This is a genomic window from Teichococcus coralli (genome assembly GCF_009829925.1).
GTDB classification, from domain to species: domain Bacteria; phylum Pseudomonadota; class Alphaproteobacteria; order Acetobacterales; family Acetobacteraceae; genus Pseudoroseomonas; species Pseudoroseomonas coralli.
The window spans coordinates 1-23,966 of the sequence record NZ_SNVJ01000006.1; the positions used below are offsets into that span (position 1 = coordinate 1).

The following is a 23,966-nucleotide window of genomic DNA, read 5'->3' on the forward strand; positions in this document are numbered from 1 at the left end:
CGGTTCCAGGTTCTGTTAGACGCTCTAAGACAGCACCAATGACTTACCCGCAGCCCCCGCCGGTCCTCAGCCGCGCGGGGGTTGTTCGTTGTGAGGGATCGGCAGCGCCACGGCGGGCGCGGCCAGGTCATGCAGCACCTTCACCAAGTCCCGCCGCAGCGCTGGGCTGGCGGCGGTGACGATGGCGCGGCAGGCGGCGAACAGATCGCCTTCAATCAGGTCGCCCATTTCATGCGCGCCGCTGGCGCGGGCCTCGTTCAGCAGCGCCAAAGTCTCGGCGGTATGGGCGTGCAGGGGCGGCAGGGTCCGCGGCGTCACTGCGTCGGATGAGCGGCACTCAGGGGCGCGCGCCATCATCACGATAAGCCCAGCGCGGCATGGAGCACGGAACGGCGCCAGCGGGGCGAGCGGCCAACCTTCACGCAGGGCTGCGGCAGCAACCCGGCGCGCAGATCACGATAGAAGGTCGAAAGCGCGCGGCCCGTCTCGGAGGCGGCCTCCCGCGCGGTCAACAACGGGTCGGCGGGGGTGTAGGTTAGGCGGCGGGCGGAGGATGCCTCGCCGATGGGCGGGACTGGGTGGGATTGATGCATGGAACGCCATCTCCGTTCAGGTGACGGCGCAATCATTTATGGGAAGACTTCGAAGACGCGAAAATAGGAAAACGGAAAATCGGACGTCCGATTTTTCGGGCCTATGTTCAGCCACGACCACCACGAGGGCGCCCGCGTTTCCGACGCTCCTTTATGGTGGCAAGAGCGGCACGAGCTTCCGGGACAGTGATGCCAAGCGCTACACGGCAATCCTCAATCGCATCATCCCGCTTTGGCTTGATCGGGCGCGAATAGGCTTCCCGCATCCATTCAACCGCCTTAGAGGGCGGTGGTGGGAGCGCGCGACCCTTCGCTGCCGAAGTACGTTTCCACTGATCCTGCGTGAAAACTGTCACGTGGACATAGCTGTCCCCATTCCCCACCAATGGGCGTGCCGTGTTGTCGAGACGGAAATCCCACGCATCAAGGGCTGAGGCATCGAAGCTATGCCATTGCGCATTGGCTGCTAGGGGAACCTGCTTACCGGCGAGAATTAGCCAGCCGTCGCGCACCTTCTCGGCAAGCCGGAACCGCATTTCAGCTACCAACCAATCGGGCAGGCGATGCCCGATATATCCTGCCACAGCAGCAGCAAAATTTGCAGGCAGTTCGCCGGTAAGCGCCGCGAAGAACGATAGGGGTTCGTTGCCTGCCTTGCCGCGCGCGATAATGCGCTGTCGCGTTACGAACCCGCCGTGACTCAGTAAAATACGTCCGTCTCCGCGATCCTGGCCACGATCGATGGCTAATCCGCCGTCGGGCGTTACACACCAAACCCAGAGTCCATCAGAGCCCGAAAAGTCAAACATTGCCCGCCTCCGATACGCGCCTCCGACGATTCAGGCGGCGGGGCAGCCCGTTCGGAGTTCCGTGCGTTGGGGATCAGCCTAGCCCCACCAGAGACGGATATAGGCAGTCCGATACGAAAGTAGAATGGCGACGCTGGCGGTCATGCGGAAAGCCAGTTACCCCATCTGCGCCTGCCCACGCTTGCAGCAGGAGGAGCGAATGCACCTCTCCCCACCCGCTAACGTCGCCAGGGCATTGCTCCCTCGGACAAAGGGGCTTTTGGCAGTTTTGGCATCGGCCTAATCAGCGACGGAGAGTAATCAACCCGCCTTCGCCCCCGGCAGCTTCACTACCTCGGCCGGCGCCTTGCCACACCATTCTCCCCAGGCATTCATGAGAGGGCGGCGCTTCTCCAAGAGGTCAGACCGGGCATAGGCGGCCTCGGCCTTGCCCTTGATGGCATGGGCCAAGGCAGCTTCCGCTACCTCTCTCCCCTCCGGTCGCGTCTCTCCGGCCCAATCCCGAAAGGTGGAGCGGAAGCCGTGGGGCACTACCGCCCGGCCCTCGGCATCGCGCCAGCGGGGCAGTTCGCCTCCCGCCTCCTCGTTCATCCGGCGGATGACGGCGGAGAGGGTCATGTCGGAAAGGGCCGCTCCCTCCCGCATAGCGCTCGGGAAGATCAGGCTCTCACCCTCCTTGGCTAGCGGTGCCACGGCATCCAGCACCGCCAGGGCCGCCGGAGAGAGCGGAACGCGATGCACCTTCCTGGCCTTCATCCTGGCAGCGGGCACGGTCCAAACAGCTTGCTCCCGGTCGATCTCCCGCCACCGCGCCAGCCGGACCTCGCCCGTTCTGGCGGCGGTCAGGATGGCGAAAGCTAGGGCATGAATGGCTACCCCCTCCCGCTTCAGCATCGCCGCCATGAAGGCCGGCATTTCCCGCCAAGGCAGCGCCGGGCGATGCTCGGGGCGCTTCACCTTCCGGGGGTTGGCAAGCATGTGGTCGAGGTGCCCTCGCCAGCGCGCCGGGTTCTCCCCTTCCCGCCAGCCTCGCACGCGGGCGAAGTTCAGCACCGCCTCGATGCGCCCACGCAGGCGCGAGGCTGTCTCGGGGGTTTGGGTCCAGATGCCGCGTAGGACGTTCAGCACGTCCTCCGTGCCGATCCGCTCCACCGGCATCTTGCCCAGGGCGGGAAAGGCCAGAGTGCGCAGGGTGGCCTCCCACTGGGCGCGATGCTTGGGGTTGCTCCACCCCCCTTCCCGGTCGGTCAGGAAGGCTTCCGTGACACTCTTAAAGGTGCGCGGCGAGGCTGCCAGGGTAGCGGCGGCATCGGCGGCTTTGCGAGCTTCAGCCTCATCCTGGCGTGCGTCGATGGGGTCTACCCCCTCCCGCATCAGCTTGCGGGCGGTGGCAGCCTTCTCCCGCGCTTCGGCCAGGGTCACGCCGCCGCTGCGGCCTTCGGGATCAGCCGCGCCCAGGCCCATTTCCCGGTCCTTCTCCCGCAGCCGGAAGCGGAACAGCCAGGACTTGCTGCCGCCGGCAGCGATCTGGAGATAAAGCCCGCCGCCGTCACCAATCCGCACGGGGCGCTTGTGGGTGCCAGGATGCTTGGCATTTGCCACCGCTCGCGCCGTGAGTGTGTTCGCCTTGCCCGCCATGCTCCACCCCAACGGAAGGTCCGCCATTGGGGGTCGATGCTACCTTACCCCCAACGCTACCCCCAACGAGAATTGGGGTAGAGGTGGATTTCAGTAGTCCATTATGGACGGAGATAGAGTGTAAGACATTGATATTTCACACCAAAAGACAAGGCTATGGCGTGGAGTGGAAAGCTGCAGAGGGGTGAATGGCGGAGAGGGTGGGATTCGAACCCACGGTACCCTTGCGAGTACAACGGTTTTCGAGACCGTCCCAATCGACCACTCTGGCACCTCTCCGCGGGGTGAGCCTGGCCGACAGGCGGGCGGGGTATAAAGGGGCCGCGCGCGTTGCGCAACGCACCCGGTGCGAGAATCCGCCGAATCCACGCCCAAGATTGACTCTTGAGGGCTCGCGGGGCTATAGGCGCGTCCTCCCGGCGGGGCCATGTGTTCCGCCGATGGCCGTTCTCGGCCATCTATCGTTCCAGATCAGGCCAGTACGGCAGAGCTTTTCAGGGCGTCCCATGACCTATGCAGTGATCCGCACCGGCGGCAAGCAGTACCGCGTCACCCCGAACGCGGTGCTGATGGTCGAGAAGCTGGAGGCCGAACCCGGCCAGACCGTGACCTTCCAGGACGTCCTGGCCGTGGCGACCGACGCCGGCCTGACGATCGGCGCGCCCACCGTGGCCGGCGCCACCGTCACCGCCACGGTGCTCGAGCAGAAGAAGGGCGAGAAGGTCATCATCTTCAAGAAGCGCCGCCGCCAGAACAGCCGGCGCAAGAACGGCCATCGCCAGCACATCACCGTGCTGCGCGTGTCCGAGATCGCCGCGGCCTGAACCGACATACCAGGAGACACCCACCATGGCGCATAAGAAGGCTGGCGGCTCCTCCCGCAACGGCCGCGATTCCGCCGGCAAGCGGCTTGGCGTGAAGAAGTTCGGTGGCGAGCAGGTCGCCGCCGGCAACATCATCGTCACCCAGCGCGGCACCAAGATGAAGCCGGGCCAGAACGTGCTGGTCGGCCGCACCCACTCGCTGCATGCCACGGTTGATGGGCATGTGAAGTTCAGCCGGGGTGCCGAGGGCCGCGTCTTCGTGTCCGTCGAGCCGGTGGCGCAGGCCGCCGAGTAAGTCTCGCGCCTCCGCGAGACAACCAGACCGCAAGCGGGGGCCCCAAGGCCCCCGCTTTTGTTTGTGCGACCCCCTTCCCCGGACCCCCTCCCCATGAAGTTCCTCGACGAAGCCAAGATCTGGGTGAAGGCCGGCGACGGGGGCGACGGCGTCGTCGCCTTCCGGCGCGAGAAGTATATCGAGTTCGGCGGCCCGGATGGCGGCAACGGCGGCAAGGGCGGCGACATCATCGTCGAGGCGGTGCCGGGGCTGAACACCCTCATCGACTACCGCTATGCCCAGCACTTCAAGGCCCGCAAGGGTGGCAACGGCGCCGGCTCCGACCGCACCGGCGCCGCCAGCGACGACGTCACGCTGAAGGTGCCTGTGGGCACCGTCATCCTGGCCGAGGACAAGGAGACGGTGCTGGCCGACCTCACCCAGGAGGGCCAGCGCGCCGTCATCTGCCGCGGCGGCGATGGCGGCCATGGCAACGCCCACTTCAAGTCCAGCACCAACCGCGCCCCCCGCCGCGCCGACAGGGGCTGGCCGGGCGAGGAGCGCTGGCTCTGGCTGCGCCTCAAGCTGATCGCCGATGCCGGGCTGGTGGGCCTGCCCAATGCCGGCAAGTCCACCTTCCTGTCCGTCGCCAGCGCCGCCCGGCCGAAGATCGCCGACTATCCCTTCACCACGCTCACGCCCCAGCTCGGGGTTGTCCGGCTGAACGCGACCGAGGAGTTCGTGCTGGCCGACATCCCCGGGCTGATCGAGGGCGCGCATGAGGGCGCCGGGCTCGGCACCCGCTTCCTCGGCCATGTCGAGCGCTGCGCCGTGCTGCTGCACCTGATCGACGGCAGCCAGCCCGACCCGGTCGGCGCCTACGAGACGGTGCGCGCCGAGCTGGAAGGCTACGGCGGCGGCTTGTCCGAGAAGCCGGAAATCGTCGCCTTGAACAAGCTGGACGCCATGACGCCGCAGGCCAAGGTAAGTCGCGTCAAGGCGCTGGAGCGGGCCCTCGGCCGCCCCGTCCACCTGATCAGCGGCGCCACGCGGGACGGTGTGGACGAGGTTCTGCGCGAGCTGGCCGACACCATCTATCGCGAGCGCGAGAAGGCCCCCGCATGATCTCCCCCTCCCTCGCCGCGGCGCGGCGCGTCGTCGTCAAGATTGGCTCCGCCCTGGTCGTGGATGCCGAGACCGCCGCCCCGCGCGAGGGCTGGATCGCCTCTGTCGCCGCCGACGTCGCCGCGCTGCGGGCGCGGGGCACCGAGGTGGTGCTGGTCTCCTCCGGCGCCATCGCCTTGGCCCGCCGCGCGCTGGGCCTCACTCGCAAGAAGCTGCGGCTGGAGGAAAAGCAGGCCGCCGCCGCGGTCGGGCAGATCCGCCTGGCCGGCGCCTGGCAGGCCGCCCTCGCGCAGCACGGGCTGACCGCGGCCCAGCTCCTGCTGACGCTGCAGGACAGCGAGGACCGCCGCCGCTACCTGAACGCCCGCGCCACGCTGGGCACGCTGCTCGACCTCGGCTGCGTCCCCGTCATCAACGAGAACGACACCGTGGCCACCGCCGAGATCCGCTTCGGCGACAATGACCGCCTCGCCGCCCGCGTCGCCGAAATGCTGCACGCCGACGCGCTGGTGCTGCTCTCCGACATCGACGGCCTCTACACCGCCGATCCGCGCAACGATCCCGAGGCGCGACATCTTCCCATCGTCGAGCGCATCACGGACGAGATCATGGCCATGGGGGGCGAGCCGCCGCCGGGCTATTCCTCGGGCGGGATGCGCACCAAGCTGATCGCCGCCCGCATCGCGACGGGCGCCGGCTGCGCCATGGCGATCGCGCTCGGCAAGCGGGAGCATCCGCTTCAGGCGCTGATGAAGGGCGCGCGCTGCTCCTGGTTCCTGCCGGCGCCCGAAGGCCGCACCGCCCGGAAGCAGTGGATCGCCGGCAGCCTGGCGCCGCTCGGCGTGCTGCGGGTGGATGCCGGTGCGGCGCAGGCCCTGCGCGATGGCCGTTCCCTGCTGCCGGCCGGCGTGCGCGAGGTGGCGGGCAGCTTCACGCGCGGAGACCCGGTCGCGGTGCAGGACGAGGCCGGCGCCGAGCTGGCGCGCGGCCTTTCGGCCTATGATGCCGAGTCAGCGCGGCAGATCGCCGGGCGCCGCTCGGAGGAGATCGAGGCCATCCTCGGCTGGCGCGGGCGGGACGAGATCATCCACCGGGACGACCTGGTCCTGCTCTGAGCCCGGAAGGCCGGGAGGGGGGAACGGTTCTCCCCGACCTGGTTCCGCCGCGCTCAGTCCTTCGGCCGCCACTCGCCCGGCAGCGGGTTCCGCATGCGGAACTCGTCGGTGAAGATCAGCCGGCGCCGCAGTTCGCGGATCGTCCGCTTGCCGACGAAGTTGTTGAACATGTTCTCCCCATGCGGCCGCTTGTCGAGCACCAGGCGATACATGTCCTCGACGTCCTCGCGCGTCACCAGCCGGTCCTCGTCGAAGCGCCTGGCGGCATGGGCGGCGAACATCTCGTCGAACTTCTCGGCGCGGAAGCGGCGCAGACCCTCCGCGCTGCGGGCCTGGATCTGCTCGACTTCCGCGGCGCTGACGGGCGCGAGATGAACGTCCTCCCGGTCCACCCACTTCATGTCGCGGAAGCCGTGGCGGTCGAAGGTGGCGGCGTTGAAGTGCACCCCCTTCTCGCCGATGTAGCGGGCGAAGCAGACGTCGGTGCGCAGCCGCGCCAGGCCGAGCTCGGCGCAGGCCTGCGACTTGAAGGCATCCTGCGAGGTGGCGTTGGTGGCGAACTCGCTCTCCTGCATGAGCTCATAGAGGCGGAAGTGGTTGCGCGCGCCATAGTCCCGCCCCTCCAGCACCGTGTAGAAGGAGGCCAGCCGGGCATCGATCCTGCGCCAGGCGTCGCGCAGCAGGGCGAAGCCCCAGTTGTGCGCCATCGGCAGCAGCTTCACCTCGGGGCCGGGCGCCTGCAGCTTCACGTCGCCATAGGCGGTGAAGTAGCCGATGTTCGGCAGCGGACGGAGGGCAGCGTAGAGCTCCTCCATCATGTGCATGTAGAGCGGCCCCAGTTCGAGGTCGTCCTCGAAGAAGTAGCCGATCTCCTGGTCCAGCGTCTCGAAGACCAGCTTCTCGCCACGCCGGATGTTCTGCGCGATGCCGAGGTTGTCCGGGCTCTGCATCACCACCCCGCCCGGGAAATGCTCCCGGAAGGCGGCCACGCAGGCCGCGATGGCCTCGTCCTGCGCCACCCGCACGCCGCTATGCGGCGAAACGGCGCCGTCCTGCAGCAGGTAGACGCCGCCTTCCGGGATGCTCACCCGCTGCTGCGTCTTCAGCGAGGCGCACAGCCGGCCGAGATATTCGGGCCGGTCGAAAGAGAAGATGACGATGGGGCCCGAGAGAGGGCGGGGCTCGGCATTGGCGGGCAAGTCGGGTCTCCCGGGGAAAGGTCGCGCGGCCTGCGGCAGCGCGCCGAAACTAGAGGTTGGCCCGCTTCCCTGGCAAGGCAGCCGCCGCGCGTTGCGCGCTTCCCCTCGCCCGCGCCGCGCGCTACCGATGGGGCGGGCCCTGCCGAGGGCGGGCCGCCAACAGGAAGCCAGGACCGTGAACGCCATCACCGACACGATCGCCCAAGCGCTTGACGCCGCCGCCCGCGCCGCCCGGGAGGCGGCCGGCCAGCTCGCGCGCGCCGGCCGACCGTCGAAGGACGCGGCGCTCCGCGAGGCCGCCTCCCGTCTGCGCGCGCGGCAGGAGGAGATCCTGGCGGCCAACGCGGCCGATCTCGCCGGCGCCGGCGACCTCACCGCCTCCTTCCGCGACCGGCTGACCCTCACTCCCGCCCGCGTCGAGGCCATGGCGCAAGGGCTGGAGGAGATCGCCGCCCTGCCCGACCCCGCCGGCCGCGTGCTGGCGGAATGGACCCGCCCCAACGGGCTCACCATTCGCCGCGTGGCGCAGCCCATGGGCGTCATCGGCATGATCTACGAGAGCCGCCCGAACGTGACGGCGGATGCCGCCGGGCTCTGCCTGAAGGCCGGCTCCGCCGTGCTGCTGCGCGGCGGCAGCGAGAGCGCGCGCTCGGCCGTGGCCATCCGCGGCTGCATCGCCGAGGGGCTGCGCGCCGCCGGCCTTCCGGAGGCCGCCGTGCAGATGGCGCCGACGCAGGACCGCGCCTTCGTCGGCGCCATGCTGCGCGCGGCGGGGCTGATCGACCTGATCATCCCGCGCGGCGGCAAGGGGCTGGTGACGCGGGTGATGCAGGAGGCCCGCGTGCCGGTGCTCGCCCATGCCGAGGGGCTGAACCACACCTACGTCCACGCCGCCGCCGACCCCGAGATGGCGCGCCGCGTGCTGGCCAATGCCAAGATGCGCCGCACCGGCGTCTGCGGCGCCACCGAGACGCTGCTGATCGACGCCGCGATCGCGCCGAGCCTGCTGCCGCTGCTGGTGCAGGACCTTTCGGCGCTGGGCTGCGCCTTCCGGGCGGACGAGCGCGCCCGCGCCATCCTGCCGGAGCTGCCGCCCGCCACCGAGACCGACTTCGCGACGGAATGGCTGGACGCCATCCTTTCCATCCGCGTGGTGAAGGACATCACGGAGGCGCTGACGCATATCCGCCGCTTCGGCAGCGAGCATACCGACGCCATCGTCACCGAGGATGCCGCCGCCGCGCAGGCTTTCCTCGAAGGCATCGATTCCGCCGTCGGCCTCTGGAACGCCTCCACCCAGTTCTGCGACGGCGGCGAGTTCGGCTTCGGCGCCGAGATCGGCATCGCCACCGGAAGGCTGCACGCGCGCGGCCCGGTCGGTTTGGAGCAGCTCTGCACCTACCGCTACCAGGTGCTCGGCACCGGCCAGACGCGGCCCTGACGGCGATGCGACGCGCCTCCCGGGGCCTCGCCGCCCCGGGGCGGTGGGGCGACATGCGCCGGCGCCGCATCGGGCTGCTCGGCGGCAGCTTCAACCCGGCCCATGCGGGGCATCTGCATGTGGCGCGGCAGGCGTTGCGCGCGCTGCGGCTGGACCAGGTCTGGCTGCTGGTCTCGCCGGGCAACCCGCTGAAGCCGCGCGCCGGCATGGCGCCCTTCGCGGAGCGCCTCGCCTCGGCGCGCGCCATCGCCGACGGCGTGCGGGTGATCGCCACCAGCATCGAGGCGGCGATCGGCCAGCGCTACACCGCGCGCACGCTGCGCCGCCTCACCCGCCTCTTTCCGCACGCGCGATTCGTCTGGATCATCGGCGCGGACAACCTCTGGCAACTGCCGCGCTGGCAACGCTGGCGCACCATGGCGGCGCGTACGCCCCTGGCGGTGCTGCCGCGCCCGGGCTGGACCCGCAAGGCGCTGCATGGCGCCGCCGCCGCGCAGCTTCGCCGCCATCGCCGCCGGCCAGGCGCGCTGCTGCCGGCATCGCCGCCCGGCCGGCATGCCGGCTGGGCGCTGGTGCCGGCGCGCGAGCACCCGGCCAGCGCCACCGCATTGCGGGCCGCGCGCGCGCGGGCGGAGCGGCGCGCGGGATAATCCGCAATTTCGGTGCTGGTTCGAAACCCGGCACTGGCGTCATACATCACACTCAAAGAACCGCTACAGGAGGCCGCCATAGCCCGCACCCCCAAGAGCCCGGACGATACGCGCCGCCGGACGGCGGCGCCCCGCACCGGCAGCACCGGCCGCGCGTCGGCCAAGGGCACGTCCACCCGCGCCGCCGCCGCGAAGGCGCCACGCAGCACCGCCACCGCCAAGCCGGCGCGCAGCACCGCCACCGCCAAGCCGGCGCGCAGCACCGCCACCGCCAAGCCGGCGCGCAGCACCGCCACCGCCAAGCCGGCGCGCAGCACCGCCACCGCCAAGCCGGCGCGCAGCACGGCCGCCGCCAAGCCTGCCCGCGGCGGCACGGCCGCTGCCAAGCCCGCTCGCGGCGGCACGGCCGGCGCCAACCATGTCCGCGGCGGCACAGCCGCCAAGGCTCCCCGTACGCCAGCGGCGACGAAGCCGGCCCGCGCCACGGCCGCCAAGGCGCCGCGCGACACCGCTGCCGCAAAGCCCGGCCGCGGCAGCACTGCGGGCAAGCCGGCCCGCGCCACCACCGCCCCGACGGCTCGCGGCGGCACGGCCGCCAAGGCTCCCCGCACGTCAGCGGCGGCGAAGCCGGCCCGCCCCATGACCGACAAGGCGCCGCGCGGCACCGATGCCGCAAAGCCCGGCCGCGGCGGCACAAGCGCAAGGACGACGCGCAGCGGCACGGCTGCCACGGCCTCGCGCAGCGCCGCCAACCGCACGCCGCGCGCCTCGGCAAAGCCAAGCCGCGCTGCCACCGCCAAGCCGGTGCGTTCCACCACCGCGACAGCCGCGCGGAGCGCGAAGCCGGCGACGCCGCGCGGCGCCGCCAAGGCTCCGCCCCGCAAGGCGGCCCCGGCCGCCGCGCCAGCCGCTCCGAAGCGCCCGCGCGCGAAGGCCAGGCTGGCGCTGCCACCGATCGACCAGATCGTGCAGGCGGCCGTCGCCAGCCTGGAAGACGACAAGGCCGAGGACGTGGTGGTGCTCGACGTCGCCACCCGCGCCACCTTCGCCGACCGGCTGATCATCGCCACCGGCCTCGCCGACCGGCAGATCCAGGCCATGGCCGGCCATCTGGAACGCACCCTGGCCGAGCATGGCATCCGTCGCATCCGCACCGAGACCTCGCCCGACTGGGTGCTGCTCGATGCCGGCGACCTCGTGGTCCACCTCTTCAAGCCGGAGGCGCGCGCCAACTACCGGTTGGAGAAGATGTGGGGCCCGGACAGTCCGCCCGCGGGCGAGAGCGTCACCGCGGATGAGCCCGATGCCCTGAGCGAATCCGGCTTCGAAGCCGGTGAGGAGGAAGAGGACGAGGACGACCTGCCGCTCCTCCAGGACGCCCTCGACGGCCTCGTGGACGAGGAGGAGGACGAGGAGGACGAGGACGAGGAGGGCGACACGGGCCCGGGCAGGACGGACTGAGCCGGGCACCGCTGCTGATCGCGGTCGGGCGGCTGAAATCCGGCCCGGAGGCGGCGCTGTTCGCGCAACATAACGCTCGGTTGCGCCCGCCGCTGGAGGTCCGCGAGATTCCCGAGGCGCGCGGCGCGGCGGTCGAGGTGCGGCGGCGGGAGGGGGCGGGCCTTCTCGCCGCCCTCCCGCCCGGCGCCCTCGCCATCGCTCTCGACCTCGGCGGGCACACGCCCGGTAGCGAAGGCCTGGCCGCCCTGCTGGAACGCTGGGAGGCGGGCGGCAAGCCGCTGGCCTTCCTGATCGGCGGCGCCGAGGGGCTGGATTCCGCCGTGCTGGCCCGGGCCGAGCACCGCCTTTCCCTCGGCCCGATGACCTGGCCGCATTTCCTGGTTCGGGGGATGCTGGCCGAGCAGCTCTACCGTGCGCAGGCGATCCGCACCGGCCACCCCTATCACCGTGCCTGGCGGCCCTGACGGGACCTCCGGCGCAGCCCGGGCGGGAAAGCGGCCGCCATGCGGGCCGCATTTCCGCCTTGGCCGCAACCGTGCTAGGGGCGCTTCCCCTCATGTCACCGATGCCATGCTCCGCAAGCTGATCCGTCACCCCACCAGCCAGGCGGCCTTCGCGCGCCTGCTCACCCTCTACCTCGCCTTCTGCTACCGCACGGCGCGCTGGTCGCTGGCGGGCCACGAGAACATCGCGCCCCTGGCCGAACAGGGCGCGCCGGTGATCGTCGCCTTCTGGCACGAGCGCCTGCCGATGATGCCGATGCTCTGGACGGTGACGCACCGGCTCTTCCCAGGCGCGGAGCACTGGCAGCCGCACGTGCTGGTCTCGCGCCACCGCGACGGGCGCTTCATCGGCGAGGTGGTTTCTCGTTTCCGGCTGGTGATGGTGCACGGCTCCACCTCTCGTGGCGGCGCGGCGGGGCTGCGCGCCATGCTCCGTGTGCTGCGCGACCGCAGCCCGGTGGCGATCACCCCCGACGGCCCGCGCGGGCCGCGCCGCGTGGCCGCGGAGGGCGTGGCGCAGCTTGCCGCCATTGCGGGGGTGCCGGTGCTGCCCACCGCGGCCGCCGCAAGCCGCCACCACCTGCTGCCGAGCTGGGACCGCATGATGCTGCCCCTGCCCTTCGCGCGCGCCGTGCTGGTCTGCGGCGCCCCGGTGCGGGTGCCGCGCGGGGACGCGCTGGTCGCGCTGCCGGCCATCGAGGCGGCGCTGAACGCGGCCTGCGACACCGCCGATGCCTGGGTGGCGAATCCCGCAGCGGTCGCGAGCCGGCGGGTGTGAGGGGCAGCGCATGAGCCTGGCGGGACATGCCGGACGGCTGATCGGCACCGGGCTGGCGCCGGTGCTGCCTTTCTGGCTGCGCCTTCGCGCGCGCCAGGGCAAGGAGATCCCGGAACGGCTGGGCGAGCGACGCGGCCTCGGCGCCGCCCGGCCGCCGGGTCCGCTGCTTTGGCTGCACGCCGCCAGCGTGGGCGAATCCCTCTCCCTGATCCCGCTGCTCGCCGCGCTGGCCGAACGCGCGCCGGATCTGCACCTGCTGCTGACCACGGGCACCGTCACCGCCGCCTCGCTGCTGCGGCAGCGCCTTCCGCCCATCCTCGCGGGGCGCGTTACCCACCGCTTCGTGCCGCTGGACGTGCCCCGCTGGGCGGCCGCCTTTCTTGACGGCTGGCAGCCGGACGGTGCGGTTTTCGTTGAAAGCGAGCTTTGGCCGAACCTCACGGCGGCGCTGGCGCAGCGTGGCATTCCGGCGGCGCTGGTGAACGCCCGCCTCTCCCCCCGTTCGGCGCGGCTCTGGCGCTGGGCGCCGGCGCTGGCGCGGGAAATGCTCGGCCGCTTCCGCCTGGTGGTGGCGCAGAGCGAGGACGACGCCGCCCGGCTGCGCGGCCTCGGCGCCACGGAGGCCGCCTTCTGGGGGCAGCTCAAGGCCGCCGCCGAGCCGCCGCCCGCCGACCCGGACGAACTCGCCCGCCTGCGTGCCCTGGTCGGCGCACGCCCGGTGTTCCTCGCCGCCAGCACCCATGCGGGCGAGGAGGCGGCGGCGCTGGACGCGCACCGCCTGCTGCGGGACCGGCTGCCGGGCCTGCTCACCATCATCGCCCCGCGCCACCCGCAGCGTGGCGACCAGGTGGCCGACCTGATCGCGCCGCTTCCGTTCAGCCGGCGCAGCGCCGGCGGTCTGCCGGGTCCGGAGCAGGAGGTCTATCTCGCCGACACGCTGGGCGAGATGGGGCTGTTCTTCCGCCTGGCGGGGGTGGCGCTGGTCGGCGCCACGCTCGTGCCGAAGGGCGGCCACAACCCGCTGGAGCCAGCACGGCTGGGCTGCCCGATCCTGCTTGGTCCGCATACCGAGCATGTGCGGGAAATGGCCGATGCCCTGGCAGCCGCCGGCGGCGCCCTGCGCGTGACGGATGCCGCCACGCTGGCCGAGGCCGCCTCAACCGTGCTAACGAATTCATGCCGCGCACAGGCCATGACCTGTGCCGCGGCGGATGTCGCCGCCGATGCCGCCCATCTCCCCGGGCGGCTGGCCACGGCAATCCTGGACATGATGCGCCCCGCAGCCGGCACGCCGCCGGTATCGCGCGGGGAGTAGGGAAAGGACGGGTTCGAGCCGGATGCGTGCCCCCGACTTCTGGAGCGGGGGCAGCGGGGGAATCGCGCCCCTGCTGCTGTCCCCCATCGCGGCGCTCTACGCGGCCGCGACCGCGCGCCGCATGGCCCGGCCGGGCTGGCGCGCGCCGATCCCCGTCATCTGCTGCGGCAACGCCACGGCCGGTGGCGCGGGCAAGACCACCGTGGCGCTCGACCTCGGCCAGCGTCTCTCCAACCGCGGTGTCTCGACGCATTTCCTGACGCGCGGCTATGGCGGCAAGCTGAAGGGCCCGGTGCGGGTGGACGCCGCCCAGCACGACAGCCAGGCGGTGGGCGACGAGGCCCTGCTGCTGGCCGCCACCCGCCCGACCTGGGTGGCCGCCGACCGCGCCGCCGGCGCGCGCGCCGCCGTCGGGGCCGGCGCCCAGGCCATCGTGATGGATGACGGGCTGCAGAATCCCACGCTGGAGAAGGACCTTTCGCTGCTGGTCATCGACGGCAGCTACGGGTTCGGCAACGGGTACATCATTCCCTCCGGCCCGCTGCGCGAGCCGGTTGCCGCCGCCGCCGCGCGCTGCCGCGCCGCCGTGCTGATCGGCGAGGACGAAACCGGCGCCGCCGCCGCGCTGCCGCCCGGCCTGCCGGTGCTGCGCGCCCGGCTGGCCCCCGGGCCCGAGGCCGAGCTGCTCGCCGGGCAGCCGGTCTTCGCCTTCTGCGGCATTGCCAACCCGCGCAAGTTCTTCACCACCTTGCAGCAGGCCGGAGCGGTGCTGGCAGGGCGCGTCGCCTATGCCGACCACTACCCCTTCGACGCCGGCGACATGCGGGATCTCCTCGCGCAGGCCGAGGCGCTGCGCGCCATCCCGGTGACGACGCGCAAGGACTATGTCCGCATCCCGCCCGCCTTCCGCAACCGCGTGACCGTGCTGAGCGTGAAGCTGGAATGGGAGGAGCCGGTCTCCATCGAGGCGCTGCTCGATCCGCTCGCGCAGCGCGTACCCGTGCCGGCCTGAAAGAAATGGGCCGGGGGACGCATCCCCCCGGCCCCTTGTTCATCCCCGGCTAGCCTGGGCGACGGAACTCCCGCCGCCGGTCATTTCTCGTGGCCGACGCCCATCGCGAGGGTCTGCTCGTCCATCCGCGCCTCGTAGGTCAGCGGACGGCGCACGGCCCAAGCGTTCTTGTACATGATCATCGGGATCAGCGGCAGGTCCTTGACCGCCGCCGCCACGGCGTCGGCGAGGCGCTTCTCGCGCAGCGCCGGGTCCATGGTGGAAAGCGCTTCCTCGATCTGCCGGTCCAGCGCCGGGTTGGCGTAGCGCGTGTCGTTGCTGGCGCCCAGGCGCTTGTCGTGGTCGTAGCTGTGGACGATGTTCAGCAGCGCGCTGCCGGCCTCGCCCGAGGAACTGCCCCAGCTGTTCTGCACCATCGAGAACTCCTGCTTGGACAGCCGGCTGAGCCAGGTGGCGAAGGGCAGCGTCTCGACCGAGGTGGCGACGCCGATGCGCGTCCACATCTGCGCCACCGCCTGCGCCGTCTGGGCGTCGCCGGGATAACGGTCGCCGCTGGAATGCAGCGTCAGGCGGAAGCCCTGCGGGTAGCCGGCCTCGGCCAGCAGGCGGCGCGCCGTCTCAGGGTCCGGCTTCGGCACCGGGATGTTCGGGTTGTAGCCAAAGGCGCCGGGCGGCATCCACTGGCCGGTCGGCTCGGCCATCCCCTGCTGCACCCGCTCGGCCAGCGCCTGCCGGTTGATCGCCAGCGAGAGCGCCTGCCGCACCCGCAGGTCGAGCAGCGGGTTCTTCGGCAGCGGCTTGCCGTCGTTGCCGGTGAGGAAGGGCTCCTCGCCGTTGCGGCTGAAATCGGGCGAAAGGAACAGCGAGCGCGCGCCCTGCCGCTCGAAGATGCGCACCTCCGCCTCCTGCCGCAGCCGCGGCAGGTCCGAGGTGGAGGGCGCGGAGATCATGTCCACGTCGCCCGAGAGCAGCGCCGCCGTGCGTGCCCCGGGATTGGTGATGATGCGGAAGCTGACCTTGTCCCAGTCCTGCTTCTGGCCCCACCAGTCCGGGTTGCGCTCCACGGCCAGGGTCGAGCCGGGAGCGTAGCTGACGAAGCGGTAGGGGCCGGTGCCGATCGCCGCCTTGCCGCTGTTGAAGTCGGCGGTGGTCGCCCCCTCGCCCGCATGGCGCGAGACGATGGCGATGGCGCTGAGGTCGAGCGGCAGGTTCGGGTTCGGCGCGGAGGTGGTGATGCGCAGCGTCAGCGGGTCCACCGCCTCCGCCTTGGCGAGGCTGCGCAGGTTGCCGGCATAGCTGCCGGGATTGTTCGGCACGTTGGGCACGCGGCCGAAGGAGAAGATCACGTCATCGGCGGTGAAGGGCTGGCCGTCGTGCCATTTCACGCCGGGACGGAGCTTGAACTCCCAGAGATTGTCCTCCAGCGCCGTCCAGGAGACGGCCAGGCCAGGCGCCACGCGGCCATCGGCGCCGCGGGCCACCAGCGCCTCGAAGATGTGCCGCCCGAAGGCCGAGTTCGGCGTAGCGTTGGCGAAGTGCGGGTCAATGGTGCTCACCGGCGCGGCGAGGCCGATGCGCAGCTCGGCGGCGGAGGCGGCCCCCGCCAGCAGCGCGGCCGCGAAGGCCGGCGCCAGGACGAAGCGGTTCAGGGCGGTGCGGAATGAGGTCATGGCTGCGAGGTCCGGATCGGGTCAGTGGCCGCCGGCCATGTCGAGCGGCGGCGGGACGTCCTTCGGGATGGGAAAGACGTCGGGCATCTCGGCGGTGCGGGCGGCGTGGTCGGCCTTGGCGCGCGCCACCAGGCCAGGGTCCTGGAACAGGTCCACGGCGGTGCCGGCCATGATCTTGGCGACGTGCTCCAGCCCCTTGTGCGCCGCCGGCGCCTTGCCCTGCGCCACAAGCTGCCAGGAATGGCCGGGCGTGCCGATCGCGTAGGTGGCGCCGCGCGCCTGCACGGTCGGCACCTTCCAGCTCACCGTGCCGACATCGGTGGAGCCCACCCCGGCCGGCTCGGGGGCCGAAAGCGGCACCAGCCGCTCGGCCAGCACCTCGCCGGGGAGCGGCGCCAGCCCGGCGCGGCGATAGGCGCTCTCGATCTCGTCCGGCGTGAAGGTCGCCTGCATCCGGCGGGCGAAGTCCTTGTCCGCCTCGTCGAACCGCGGCGGCCCGAGGCGGAGGAAGTTTTCCTCCATGGCCTGCTCCAGCGGGGGGTTGGCCACCAGCTCGGCATCGGCGCTCAGCACGCGGTCGGTGACGCGGGTCTCGGTCATCAGCGCGGCGCCCTGGGCGATCTTGCGGACGCGCTCCAGCAGCGCCAGCACCTCGGCCATGGTCTGCGAGCGCACGAGATAGCGCACCCGCGCCTTGCCCTGCACCACGTTGGGCGCGATGCCGCCGGCATCCTGCAGCGCGTAGTGGATGCGCGCGTGGCTCGGCATGTGCTCGCGCATGTAGTTGACGCCGACATTCATCAGCTCGACGGCATCCAGCGCGCTGCGGCCGAGATGCGGCGCGGCGGCGGCATGGCTGGAGCGGCCGATGAAGGAGAAATCCACCTCCATGCAGGCCAGCGAACGCGGCTTGTTGACGCCGGAGAAGGCCGCCGGATGCCAGCAGATGGCGATGTCCACGTCGTCGAAGGCGCCGTCGCGGACCATGAAGCCCTTGGCGGAGCCGCCTTCCTCGGCGGGGCAGCCGTAGTAGCGCACGCGGCCCTTGAGGCCATTTTCGGCCAGCCAGTCCTTCACCGCTGCGGCGGCCAGCAGGGAGGCGGCGCCAAGCAGGTTGTGGCCACAGCCATGGCCGCTGCCGCCATTCTCGAGCGGCCGGTGCTCGGCGACGCCCGCTTCCTGCGACAGGCCGGGCAGCGCATCGTACTCACCGAGGATGGCGATGACCGGGCCGTCCTCGCCCGCCTCCCCCATTACCGCCGTCGGGATGCCGGCGACGCCGGTGGTGACGCGGAAACCCTCCGCCCGCAGCGCTTCGGCATGGGCGGCGGCGGAACGTTGCTCGGCGTAGTTCAGTTCCGGCGTGGCCCAGACTTGGTCGCTGAGTTCGGAGAACCGCGGGCGCTTCGTCTCGACGTGGCGCCAGATCTCTTCGGTGTTGTCCATGCAGGCCTTTTCCCAGGCGCCCGCCCGTCAGGGCGCCATCCACGCCCCCATCATAGGCCCGGCCAGGGCGCGGGGCGAGCATCCCCCCGCCCTGCTGCCGGCGGCGGCTCTCAGGCCCGCCCCGGCCAGACGCCAGGCCGCACCGAGGCGGCGGTGATCAGGCCATAGGCGGTGATGCCGAGGGCGACGCCAATGAAGTGCCCATCCAGCCCAAGGCCCAGCGGGTTGGCCAGCAGCCAGCCGCCACCCACCGCCAGCCCGATGCGCGCCAGCGCGGCGAGCACCGGTCCGCGCATCCGCCCCGCGCCCATCGCCGCGAAGTACAGCGCCATGCCCAGGCCGAAGCCGCCGAAGGCCGGGCCGGTGAAGGAGAGGCCACGCGCCGCGATGGCGGCAACGGCGGCATCCCCCGTGAAGGTGCCGGCAAAGGCGCCGGGCGCGAGCCCGACCGCCAGCCCCGCCGAACCGGCCACGCCGAGTGCCAGCAGGCCGCCGGTCCAGGCGGTTCGCCGGGCGGCCGCCCATTCCCCCGCCCCGGCGGCGCGCCCGACCAATGCCGTCAGTGCCGAGCCGACGCCGAAGGCGAGCGGGATGGTCAGGAACTCCAGTCGCGCGGCAATGCCATAGGCGGCAACCGCCGCCGGGCCATGCCGCGCGAGTTGCGCCGTCACCAGGATGGTCGTCAGGTTGGCGATGGTGGCGAGCGCGCAGGCGACCAGCCCGACCGAGAGAATGCGGCGGAACAGCGTCGCCTGGGGCCGGACGCGAAGCGTGGGCGTGAAGCCGGCGCCGCCACGCAGCACCACCGCAGCCATGACGAGGGCAGCGGCCCAGAAGACAATCGCGAAGCCGGCGCCCAGGCCGGGCAGCCCCATGCCGAGCGGCTCCGCCAGTGCCCAGGCCAGCGGCGGATAGGCCAGCCAGGCGAGCGCCAGCACCCGCGCCGCCAACGCGTGCTTGCCGCCACCGCGCAACACGGAGGCCAGCGTATTCGCCAGCCAGGCCGGCACCGCGCCGGCGCCGAACAGCCAGGCGGCATAGGGCGCGCCGGCCGCGGCCGCCGAGGGCGCGATCAGCCCGAGCAGCGCAGCGGGGAAGCCAGCCAGCGCCAGGGCGAAGATGCCGCCCACCGTGACGGCGATCAGCACCGCATGCAGCACCAGCGCCGCCGCATCCTGCGGCCGGCCGGCACCGAGGGCACGCGCGATGGCGGCGACCACGCCGCCGCCCATGGCGCCGGCCGACATCTGCTGCAGCAGCAGCGCGAAAGGCAGCACGACGGCCCAGCCGGCCAGCGCCGCCGTGCCTTGCCGCGCCGCCAGCCAGGTTTCGGCGAGTTGCGCCCCGACCTGCAACAGGGCAACGAGGCTGGTGGGCGCCGCCAGCGCCAGGATGCGGCGCAGGACGGCCGAAGCCGGGGCCGGGGCGGCGACGGCGATGGCGTCAGGCATCATCGCCTCCCGCTCCGGCGAAGCGGCGGCGCATCCGTTCTCCGGCGCCCGGGCCAGGCAGCACGCGGACATCTTCGGGGCAGAGCGGCGCTCCGCCCGAGCCGATCAGCGGCGGCGAGCGCACCTCCTCGCCCGTCACCGCTTCAACGAGCAGCACCGGCGGGCCGGAGGGGTCCGTCATCCAGCGGTCGGCCCAGCGCTTCAAGGCAACATAGGCCGGAAAGAAGTCGCGGCCCTTTCCGGTCAGGCGGTACTGATGGCGCGCACCCCTGCCGCTGGCCGCCACGCGCTCCAGCAGACCGTGCTCCACCAGCTTCGCCAGCCGCGCGCTCAGAATGTTGGGCGCGATGCCGAGGTGCCGCTCGAACTCCTCGAAACGGGTCGTGCCGTAGAAGGCCTCACGCAAAACCAGGATGGCCCAGCGTTCGCCAAGCACGGACATGGAGCGCGCCACCGGGCAGCGCATGAGCGAAAAGTCGGTCTGGACCATGGGCAGGTTCCCTGCTCGGACTTGCATCATGCAAGCATTTCTTGCTTGCACGATGCAAGTCGCTTCGCGGAGGGCCTGGCCCTCCGGCGCGAGGCCCGGAAAGCCGCGTCTCTCGGGGCTTCCGCCGCCTGGAGCATTTTCCGTTCGCTCTGACTCACGCGAAATGCTTTAGCCGTTTGTTTTGGCAGCATCTCCACCCGTCCCGATGATGCCATGGGAACGGGATCTGCTCTAAAGGTAGCGTTCGGTCAGATGTGCGGTGAAATCCGCCGGGTCGAGCGGCTTGCCTGTGGCGGCGCGCATCAGGTCCTGAAAGCCGAGGCGCGAGCCTTGGGAGTGCACGTGCTGCCGCAGCCAGCCGGTGAGCGGCGCCAACTCGCCCCGCGCCAGCGCCTCGTCCAGCCCGGGCACGGCGATGCGCGCCGCCCGCATGAGCTGCGCCGCCGCCATCGCCCCCAGCGTATAGGAGGGGAAATAGCCGAAGGCACCGTCATGCCAGTGGATGTCCTGCAGGCACCCGCGGGCGTCGTCCGGCGGGGTCAGGCCGAGCAGCCGGGTGAAGCCGTCGTTCCAGGCGGCGGGCAGGTCGGCCACGGCGAGGTCGCCGCCAATCAGCGCGCGCTCCAGCCGGAAGCGCAGGATGACATGGGCGGGGTAGGTCAGCTCGTCCGCCTCGGTACGGATGAAGCCGCGCTCCACCCGCCGCCAGAGCCGGGCCAGATTCTCCGGCGCGTAGGCTGCCGCCTCGCCGCCGAAGGCCGCGTGCAGCTTGGGCCCGAGGAACCGCAGGAAAGGATCCGACCGGCTGGCCTGCATCTCGACGATCAGGCTCTGCGACTCATGCGCCGCCATGCCCGCCGCCTCGCCCACGGGCTGATGGGCATAGGCCGGGGGAAGCCCGCGCTCGTACAACGCATGCCCGGTCTCGTGCAGCACGCCGAGCAGCGCCTGGGCGAAGGCCTCGGGCGTGTAGCGGGTGGTGATCCGCACGTCGGTCGGCGTGCCGCCGCAGAAGGGGTGCAGGCTCTCGTCCAGCCGGGCGTGCTCGAAGTCCAGCCCCGCCCGCGCCGACATCTCGCGGCACAGCGCCTGCTGCGTGGCGACCGGGAATGGCCCCTGCGGCAGCACCGGCGCGGGCTGCCGGGCCTGGCGCTCCTCGGCACGCGGCAGCGCCTCGGCGAGGAAGGCCTCGTAGGCGGCGAAGATGGGCTCCACGTCGGCCGCCCCGATGCCGCGCTGATAGCCTTCCATCAAGGCGTCATAGGGCGCGAGGCCGGTGGCGGCGGAAAGCGCAGCCGCTGTCCCCCGCTGCAGCCTCACCACCTCGGCCAGATAGGGCGCGACGCGGCCGAAGTCGGACTGCGCACGGGCCTCCCGCCACACCGTCTCGCAGGCGGCATTGGCACGGGCGGAGGCCTCCACGAGTTCGGTGGGCAGCGCCACGGCACGGGCATGGGCGTGGCGCATCAGGGCGAGGTTGGCGCCCTCCCAGTCGCCGCCCGCCTCCGCCTCGGCGAGGTCGGCGGCCATTCCGGGTGCCGTCATGAGCTCATGCGCGAGGCCGCTCAGGGTGGCGAGCTGCTCGCCGCGCGCTGCGGCGCCACCGGGTGGCATCACCGCCGCCGCGTCCCAGTGCAGCATGGCCTGCGCCTCGCCCAGGATGGCGATCCGGGCGAAGCGGGCCTTCAGGCGCCCATAGGCAGCGGTGGCGGAGGCGCTCATTCTTCAGGCTCCTTGAGGCGGCGATAGGCCCAGGTGGCGAAAACGCCGACAAGGGCCAATGCCAGCCCATACCACGTGACAACATAGCCAAGATGGTTGTTGGGCGGCTGGGGGAAGCTGCGCGCCGGCTGTGGCAGGGCATCCGGCGGCAGCGTGGGCGGTGCCAGCGCCACCAAAACGAAGGGTGCGACGTCCGGCAGGCCGAGGGCGGGGCCGATCACGGCCGGATCAAGCGTATAGAAGCGGCGCCCGGCCGGATCGTCGGTGGCGCTGAACATGTCGGCCGATTCGCCGGGGCGGACGTAGCCCTCCACCCGCACCTCGCCCTCCGGGTGGTCGATGGGCGTGCGGCGCTCCAGCGGCACCCAGCCGCGGTTGACGAGCAGCGGCGGCCCGTCCTCCCGCCGCAGCGGCACCAGGAGATGCGCGCCAAGCACGGTGTTCCGCACTTCCAGCCCGATCAGCGCCTCGCTGTCGTTCAGCAGGCGGCCGGTGGCGAAAACCTTGGTCCAGGGTTCCGGATTCGCGGTGAGCGGCTGCGCAGGGCCGGCCTGGGCGGCAGCCAGACGGGCCAGGAGGTCGGTCTTCCAGTGCAGCCGCTGCACCTGCCAGGTGCCGAGGCCGAGCAGGATGGCTAGCACCGGCAGGGTGACCAGCAAAGGGACGACGAGACGGCGCCAGCGTTTCAAGCGGAAGGCTCCAGCCATGGCCGGCGCCCGGCGCAGCGCGCGGAGCGGAAGCGGAGCCGGGCTGGCGATGCGGGAAGGGAAAAGGGGCCGGCATGCCCCGGCCGTCCCTACGGGATGCGCGGCGCGGCCCCGCCCAGGAAGCGGGGCCGCGGCCGGCTCAGTGCTCGGCGACTCCGCCGGCGCCGAAGACGTAGATGAAGACAAAGAGGAACAGCCAGACCACGTCCACGAAGTGCCAGTACCAGGCCGCCGCCTCGAAGCCGAAATGGCGCTGCGGCGTGAACTGCCCGGCGCGCGCGCGGAACCAGCACACGGCCAGGAAGATGGTGCCGACAATGACGTGGAAGCCGTGGAAGCCGGTCGCGAGGAAGAAGACCGAGGGATAGATGCCGCCGCCCGAGAAGGCGAAGGGTGCCTCGGAATACTCCAGCGCCTGGAAGGAGGTGAAGCAGATCCCCAGCAGCACGGTCAGTCCGAGGCCGAGCAGCATGTCCTTCCGGTTGTTCTCCAGCAGGGCGTGGTGCGCCCAGGTCACGGTGCAGCCGGAGAGCAGCAGGATCAGCGTGTTCAGCAGCGGCAGGTGGAAGGGATCGAAGGTGTGGATGCCGGCCGGCGGCCAGACCGCCTTCGCCGCGCCGGCAACGTGCTCCGGATAAAGGGCGAAGTGGAAATAGGCCCAGAAGAAGGCGACAAAGAACATCACCTCGGAGGCGATGAACAGCGCCATGCCGTAGCGCATGCCGATGCGCACCACAGGGGTGTGCACGCCGGGCGTCCGCGCCTCGCGCACCACGTCGCGGAACCAGAAGAACATCGCCGTCAGGACGCCGAGCAAGCCCAGCGTGAAGGCCCAGTGCACGCCTTCCCGCGCCCAGAGGATGATGCCGAACAGCATCAGGCCCGCGGCAAAGGAGGCAACCAGCGGCCAGGGGCTGGGATCGACCAGGTGATAGGGATGCTTGTGAAGGGGCGGCGCTTCCGCATCCACCGTCATGTTGCTGCTGGCCATGTGACTTCCTGACTCAGGGAACTTGAATACAGCCAAGGAACCGGCTCGGACCGGCACCGTTGCGCCTCGTTACACGCGCCCCATCAATCCTCAAAACGCGGCCTGGATCAAGCCTCTCACCGTGCCGCCGGCGGGGCCAGGGAGGCATCCCGCTGCTTGCCGACATGCGGGCCCGCCTTGGCCAGGGCACCGGCGCGCTCGGCATCCTCCAGAGTGCGGAAGAAGGTGTAGCTGAGCGTGATGGTGCGCACCTCGCGCGCGGAGGGATCGTCGGCGATCTTGGGATCCACCCAGAACGAGATCGGCATCTCGGCCTTTTGGCCGGGCTGCAGCGTCTGCTGATCGAAGCAGAAGCACTGCACCTTGTGGAAATAGGGCCCGACGATCTCGGGCGTGACGTTGTAGGTGGCGACGCCCGTGGTGGGTGTGCTGCCGGCGCTCGCGGCGGTGTAGAAGGCCAGCGCCTCCTGCCCCACCTTGACCTCCATCTTGTTCTGGCCCGCCTCGAACTTCCAGGGCAGGCCGGGATGGGTGTTGGCGTTGAAACGGACGGTCACCACCCGCTCGCTGGCGCCAGGCGCCGTGCCGCCGATCTGCGGCGTGCCGCCATAGCCCGTCACGGCGCAGAACACCGAGTAGAGCGGCACCGCCGCGAAGGAGAGCCCGAGCATGCCGCCCACCATGCCGGCGGCGACGATGCCGACACGGCGGTTGCGCCGCGCGAGGTTGGGATCCGTGGCAGGCAAGGCGAG

23 protein-coding genes, 1 tRNA gene and 1 pseudogene are annotated in these 23,966 nt (G+C 71.4%); 11 read left to right on the forward strand and 14 right to left on the reverse strand.

What is annotated here, in order from left to right; translation table 11 throughout:
- Positions 1-66 precede the first annotated feature (66 nt).
- From E0493_RS08620 to E0493_RS08640, 5 genes are all read right to left on the reverse strand, one after another.
- Positions 67-318, reverse strand: coding sequence for a hypothetical protein (locus tag E0493_RS08620; protein WP_160936541.1), 252 nt, complete (start codon positions 316-318; stop codon positions 67-69).
- Positions 319-356: 38 nt separating this feature from the next.
- A complete protein-coding gene (locus E0493_RS08625) occupies positions 357-593 on the reverse strand; it encodes a helix-turn-helix transcriptional regulator (protein WP_160936542.1) in 237 nt (78 codons plus the stop codon).
- 107 nt (positions 594-700) lie between these two features.
- Positions 701-1,402 carry a hypothetical protein gene (locus E0493_RS08630; protein ID WP_160936543.1) on the reverse strand — a complete coding sequence of 234 codons (702 nt, stop codon included), beginning with the start codon at positions 1,400-1,402 and terminating at the stop codon, positions 701-703.
- A gap of 300 nt (positions 1,403-1,702) precedes the next feature.
- Entirely contained in the window at positions 1,703-3,067 is a 1,365-nt protein-coding gene (locus E0493_RS08635; protein ID WP_367614475.1) for a tyrosine-type recombinase/integrase, read from the reverse strand.
- 162 nt (positions 3,068-3,229) lie between these two features.
- Positions 3,230-3,319: transfer RNA gene (locus tag E0493_RS08640), tRNA-Ser, on the reverse strand.
- A gap of 227 nt (positions 3,320-3,546) precedes the next feature.
- Between E0493_RS08640 and rplU the strand changes: the two genes are divergently transcribed.
- The 4 genes from rplU to proB all read left to right on the forward strand — a co-directional run bounded on the left by rplU (position 3,547) and on the right by proB (position 6,378).
- Positions 3,547-3,864: a 50S ribosomal protein L21 gene (gene rplU, locus E0493_RS08645; protein WP_160936544.1), complete on the forward strand. Its 318-nt coding sequence runs from the start codon at positions 3,547-3,549 to the stop codon at positions 3,862-3,864.
- A gap of 25 nt (positions 3,865-3,889) precedes the next feature.
- On the forward strand, positions 3,890-4,159 hold the full coding sequence (gene rpmA, locus E0493_RS08650; protein ID WP_160936545.1) for a 50S ribosomal protein L27: 270 nt from the start codon (positions 3,890-3,892) through the stop codon (positions 4,157-4,159).
- Between the two features lie 93 nt (positions 4,160-4,252).
- Positions 4,253-5,263 carry a GTPase ObgE gene (obgE, locus tag E0493_RS08655; RefSeq protein ID WP_160936546.1) on the forward strand — a complete coding sequence of 337 codons (1,011 nt, stop codon included), beginning with the start codon at positions 4,253-4,255 and terminating at the stop codon, positions 5,261-5,263.
- Positions 5,260-6,378: a glutamate 5-kinase gene (proB, locus tag E0493_RS08660; protein WP_160936547.1), complete on the forward strand. Its 1,119-nt coding sequence runs from the start codon at positions 5,260-5,262 to the stop codon at positions 6,376-6,378. Before obgE ends, proB begins: the two co-directional genes overlap by 4 nt.
- Positions 6,379-6,431: 53 nt before the next feature.
- Here proB and E0493_RS08665 read toward each other — a convergent pair whose 3' ends face one another.
- Positions 6,432-7,577, reverse strand: a complete 1,146-nt coding sequence (locus tag E0493_RS08665; RefSeq protein WP_160936548.1) for a hypothetical protein — start codon at positions 7,575-7,577, stop codon at positions 6,432-6,434.
- Positions 7,578-7,752: 175 nt separating this feature from the next.
- Between E0493_RS08665 and E0493_RS08670 the strand changes: the two genes are divergently transcribed.
- From E0493_RS08670 to lpxK, 7 genes and pseudogenes are all read left to right on the forward strand, one after another.
- Positions 7,753-9,018 (forward strand): glutamate-5-semialdehyde dehydrogenase, encoded by a 1,266-nt coding sequence (locus tag E0493_RS08670; protein WP_367614476.1) that lies wholly within the window; start codon positions 7,753-7,755, stop codon positions 9,016-9,018.
- A gap of 53 nt (positions 9,019-9,071) precedes the next feature.
- Positions 9,072-9,668: a nicotinate-nucleotide adenylyltransferase gene (locus E0493_RS08675; protein WP_235913663.1), complete on the forward strand. Its 597-nt coding sequence runs from the start codon at positions 9,072-9,074 to the stop codon at positions 9,666-9,668.
- An 804-nt stretch (positions 9,669-10,472) separates the two neighbouring features.
- A pseudogene (gene rsfS / locus E0493_RS23290) lies at positions 10,473-10,949 on the forward strand (ribosome silencing factor); the annotation flags it as partial.
- A gap of 194 nt (positions 10,950-11,143) precedes the next feature.
- On the forward strand, positions 11,144-11,593 hold the full coding sequence (locus tag E0493_RS08685; RefSeq protein WP_160936729.1) for a 23S rRNA (pseudouridine(1915)-N(3))-methyltransferase RlmH: 450 nt from the start codon (positions 11,144-11,146) through the stop codon (positions 11,591-11,593).
- A gap of 106 nt (positions 11,594-11,699) precedes the next feature.
- Positions 11,700-12,410 carry a lysophospholipid acyltransferase family protein gene (locus E0493_RS08690; protein WP_160936550.1) on the forward strand — a complete coding sequence of 237 codons (711 nt, stop codon included), beginning with the start codon at positions 11,700-11,702 and terminating at the stop codon, positions 12,408-12,410.
- A 10-nt stretch (positions 12,411-12,420) separates the two neighbouring features.
- Positions 12,421-13,725 (forward strand): 3-deoxy-D-manno-octulosonic acid transferase, encoded by a 1,305-nt coding sequence (locus E0493_RS08695; protein WP_160936551.1) that lies wholly within the window; start codon positions 12,421-12,423, stop codon positions 13,723-13,725.
- Positions 13,726-13,747: 22 nt separating this feature from the next.
- On the forward strand, positions 13,748-14,737 hold the full coding sequence (gene lpxK, locus E0493_RS08700; protein ID WP_160936552.1) for a tetraacyldisaccharide 4'-kinase: 990 nt from the start codon (positions 13,748-13,750) through the stop codon (positions 14,735-14,737).
- An 80-nt stretch (positions 14,738-14,817) separates the two neighbouring features.
- Here the strand turns inward: lpxK and E0493_RS08705 are convergent, their stop codons facing one another.
- From E0493_RS08705 to E0493_RS08740, 8 genes are all read right to left on the reverse strand, one after another.
- On the reverse strand, positions 14,818-16,407 hold the full coding sequence (locus tag E0493_RS08705; RefSeq protein ID WP_160936553.1) for an ABC transporter substrate-binding protein: 1,590 nt from the start codon (positions 16,405-16,407) through the stop codon (positions 14,818-14,820).
- A gap of 21 nt (positions 16,408-16,428) precedes the next feature.
- Positions 16,429-17,853, reverse strand: coding sequence for a M20 family metallopeptidase (locus E0493_RS08710; protein WP_160936554.1), 1,425 nt, complete (start codon positions 17,851-17,853; stop codon positions 16,429-16,431).
- A gap of 110 nt (positions 17,854-17,963) precedes the next feature.
- Positions 17,964-19,307: an MATE family efflux transporter gene (locus tag E0493_RS08715; protein WP_235913664.1), complete on the reverse strand. Its 1,344-nt coding sequence runs from the start codon at positions 19,305-19,307 to the stop codon at positions 17,964-17,966.
- Positions 19,297-19,794 (reverse strand): winged helix-turn-helix transcriptional regulator, encoded by a 498-nt coding sequence (locus E0493_RS08720; protein WP_160936555.1) that lies wholly within the window; start codon positions 19,792-19,794, stop codon positions 19,297-19,299. The genes E0493_RS08715 and E0493_RS08720 overlap by 11 nt, the downstream gene beginning before the upstream one ends.
- Before the next feature lie 231 nt (positions 19,795-20,025).
- Positions 20,026-21,516 (reverse strand): carboxypeptidase M32, encoded by a 1,491-nt coding sequence (locus tag E0493_RS08725; protein WP_160936556.1) that lies wholly within the window; start codon positions 21,514-21,516, stop codon positions 20,026-20,028.
- Positions 21,513-22,205: an SURF1 family protein gene (locus E0493_RS08730; RefSeq protein WP_160936557.1), complete on the reverse strand. Its 693-nt coding sequence runs from the start codon at positions 22,203-22,205 to the stop codon at positions 21,513-21,515. Before E0493_RS08730 ends, E0493_RS08725 begins: the two co-directional genes overlap by 4 nt.
- A gap of 157 nt (positions 22,206-22,362) precedes the next feature.
- Positions 22,363-23,214, reverse strand: a complete 852-nt coding sequence (locus E0493_RS08735) for a cytochrome c oxidase subunit 3 (RefSeq protein ID WP_160936558.1) — start codon at positions 23,212-23,214, stop codon at positions 22,363-22,365.
- 116 nt (positions 23,215-23,330) lie between these two features.
- The gene (locus E0493_RS08740; protein WP_160936559.1) at positions 23,331-23,960 is read right to left on the reverse strand and encodes a cytochrome c oxidase assembly protein; all 630 of its coding nucleotides are present in this window, start codon (positions 23,958-23,960) and stop codon (positions 23,331-23,333) included.
- Positions 23,961-23,966: the final 6 nt, after the last annotated feature.

Excerpts from the sequence above, each read along its gene's own strand:
- E0493_RS08735 (WP_160936558.1), bottom strand. The coding sequence starts at position 23,214 with ATGGCCAGCAGCAACATGACGGTGGATGCGGAAGCGCCGCCCCTTCAC.
- E0493_RS08715 (WP_235913664.1), bottom strand. The coding sequence starts at position 19,307 with ATGATGCCTGACGCCATCGCCGTCGCCGCCCCGGCCCCGGCTTCGGCC.
- E0493_RS08630 (WP_160936543.1), bottom strand. The coding sequence starts at position 1,402 with ATGTTTGACTTTTCGGGCTCTGATGGACTCTGGGTTTGGTGTGTAACG.
- E0493_RS08710 (WP_160936554.1), bottom strand. The coding sequence starts at position 17,853 with ATGGACAACACCGAAGAGATCTGGCGCCACGTCGAGACGAAGCGCCCG.
- E0493_RS08725 (WP_160936556.1), bottom strand. The coding sequence starts at position 21,516 with ATGAGCGCCTCCGCCACCGCTGCCTATGGGCGCCTGAAGGCCCGCTTC.
- rplU (WP_160936544.1), top strand. The coding sequence starts at position 3,547 with ATGACCTATGCAGTGATCCGCACCGGCGGCAAGCAGTACCGCGTCACC.
- E0493_RS08705 (WP_160936553.1), bottom strand. The coding sequence starts at position 16,407 with ATGACCTCATTCCGCACCGCCCTGAACCGCTTCGTCCTGGCGCCGGCC.
- rpmA (WP_160936545.1), top strand. The coding sequence starts at position 3,890 with ATGGCGCATAAGAAGGCTGGCGGCTCCTCCCGCAACGGCCGCGATTCC.
- E0493_RS08695 (WP_160936551.1), top strand. The coding sequence starts at position 12,421 with ATGAGCCTGGCGGGACATGCCGGACGGCTGATCGGCACCGGGCTGGCG.
- proB (WP_160936547.1), top strand. The coding sequence starts at position 5,260 with ATGATCTCCCCCTCCCTCGCCGCGGCGCGGCGCGTCGTCGTCAAGATT.
- E0493_RS08675 (WP_235913663.1), top strand. The coding sequence starts at position 9,072 with ATGCGCCGGCGCCGCATCGGGCTGCTCGGCGGCAGCTTCAACCCGGCC.
- E0493_RS08720 (WP_160936555.1), bottom strand. The coding sequence starts at position 19,794 with ATGGTCCAGACCGACTTTTCGCTCATGCGCTGCCCGGTGGCGCGCTCC.
- E0493_RS08635 (WP_367614475.1), bottom strand. The coding sequence starts at position 3,067 with ATGGCGGACCTTCCGTTGGGGTGGAGCATGGCGGGCAAGGCGAACACA.
- obgE (WP_160936546.1), top strand. The coding sequence starts at position 4,253 with ATGAAGTTCCTCGACGAAGCCAAGATCTGGGTGAAGGCCGGCGACGGG.
- E0493_RS08625 (WP_160936542.1), bottom strand. The coding sequence starts at position 593 with ATGCATCAATCCCACCCAGTCCCGCCCATCGGCGAGGCATCCTCCGCC.
- E0493_RS08690 (WP_160936550.1), top strand. The coding sequence starts at position 11,700 with ATGCTCCGCAAGCTGATCCGTCACCCCACCAGCCAGGCGGCCTTCGCG.
- lpxK (WP_160936552.1), top strand. The coding sequence starts at position 13,748 with ATGCGTGCCCCCGACTTCTGGAGCGGGGGCAGCGGGGGAATCGCGCCC.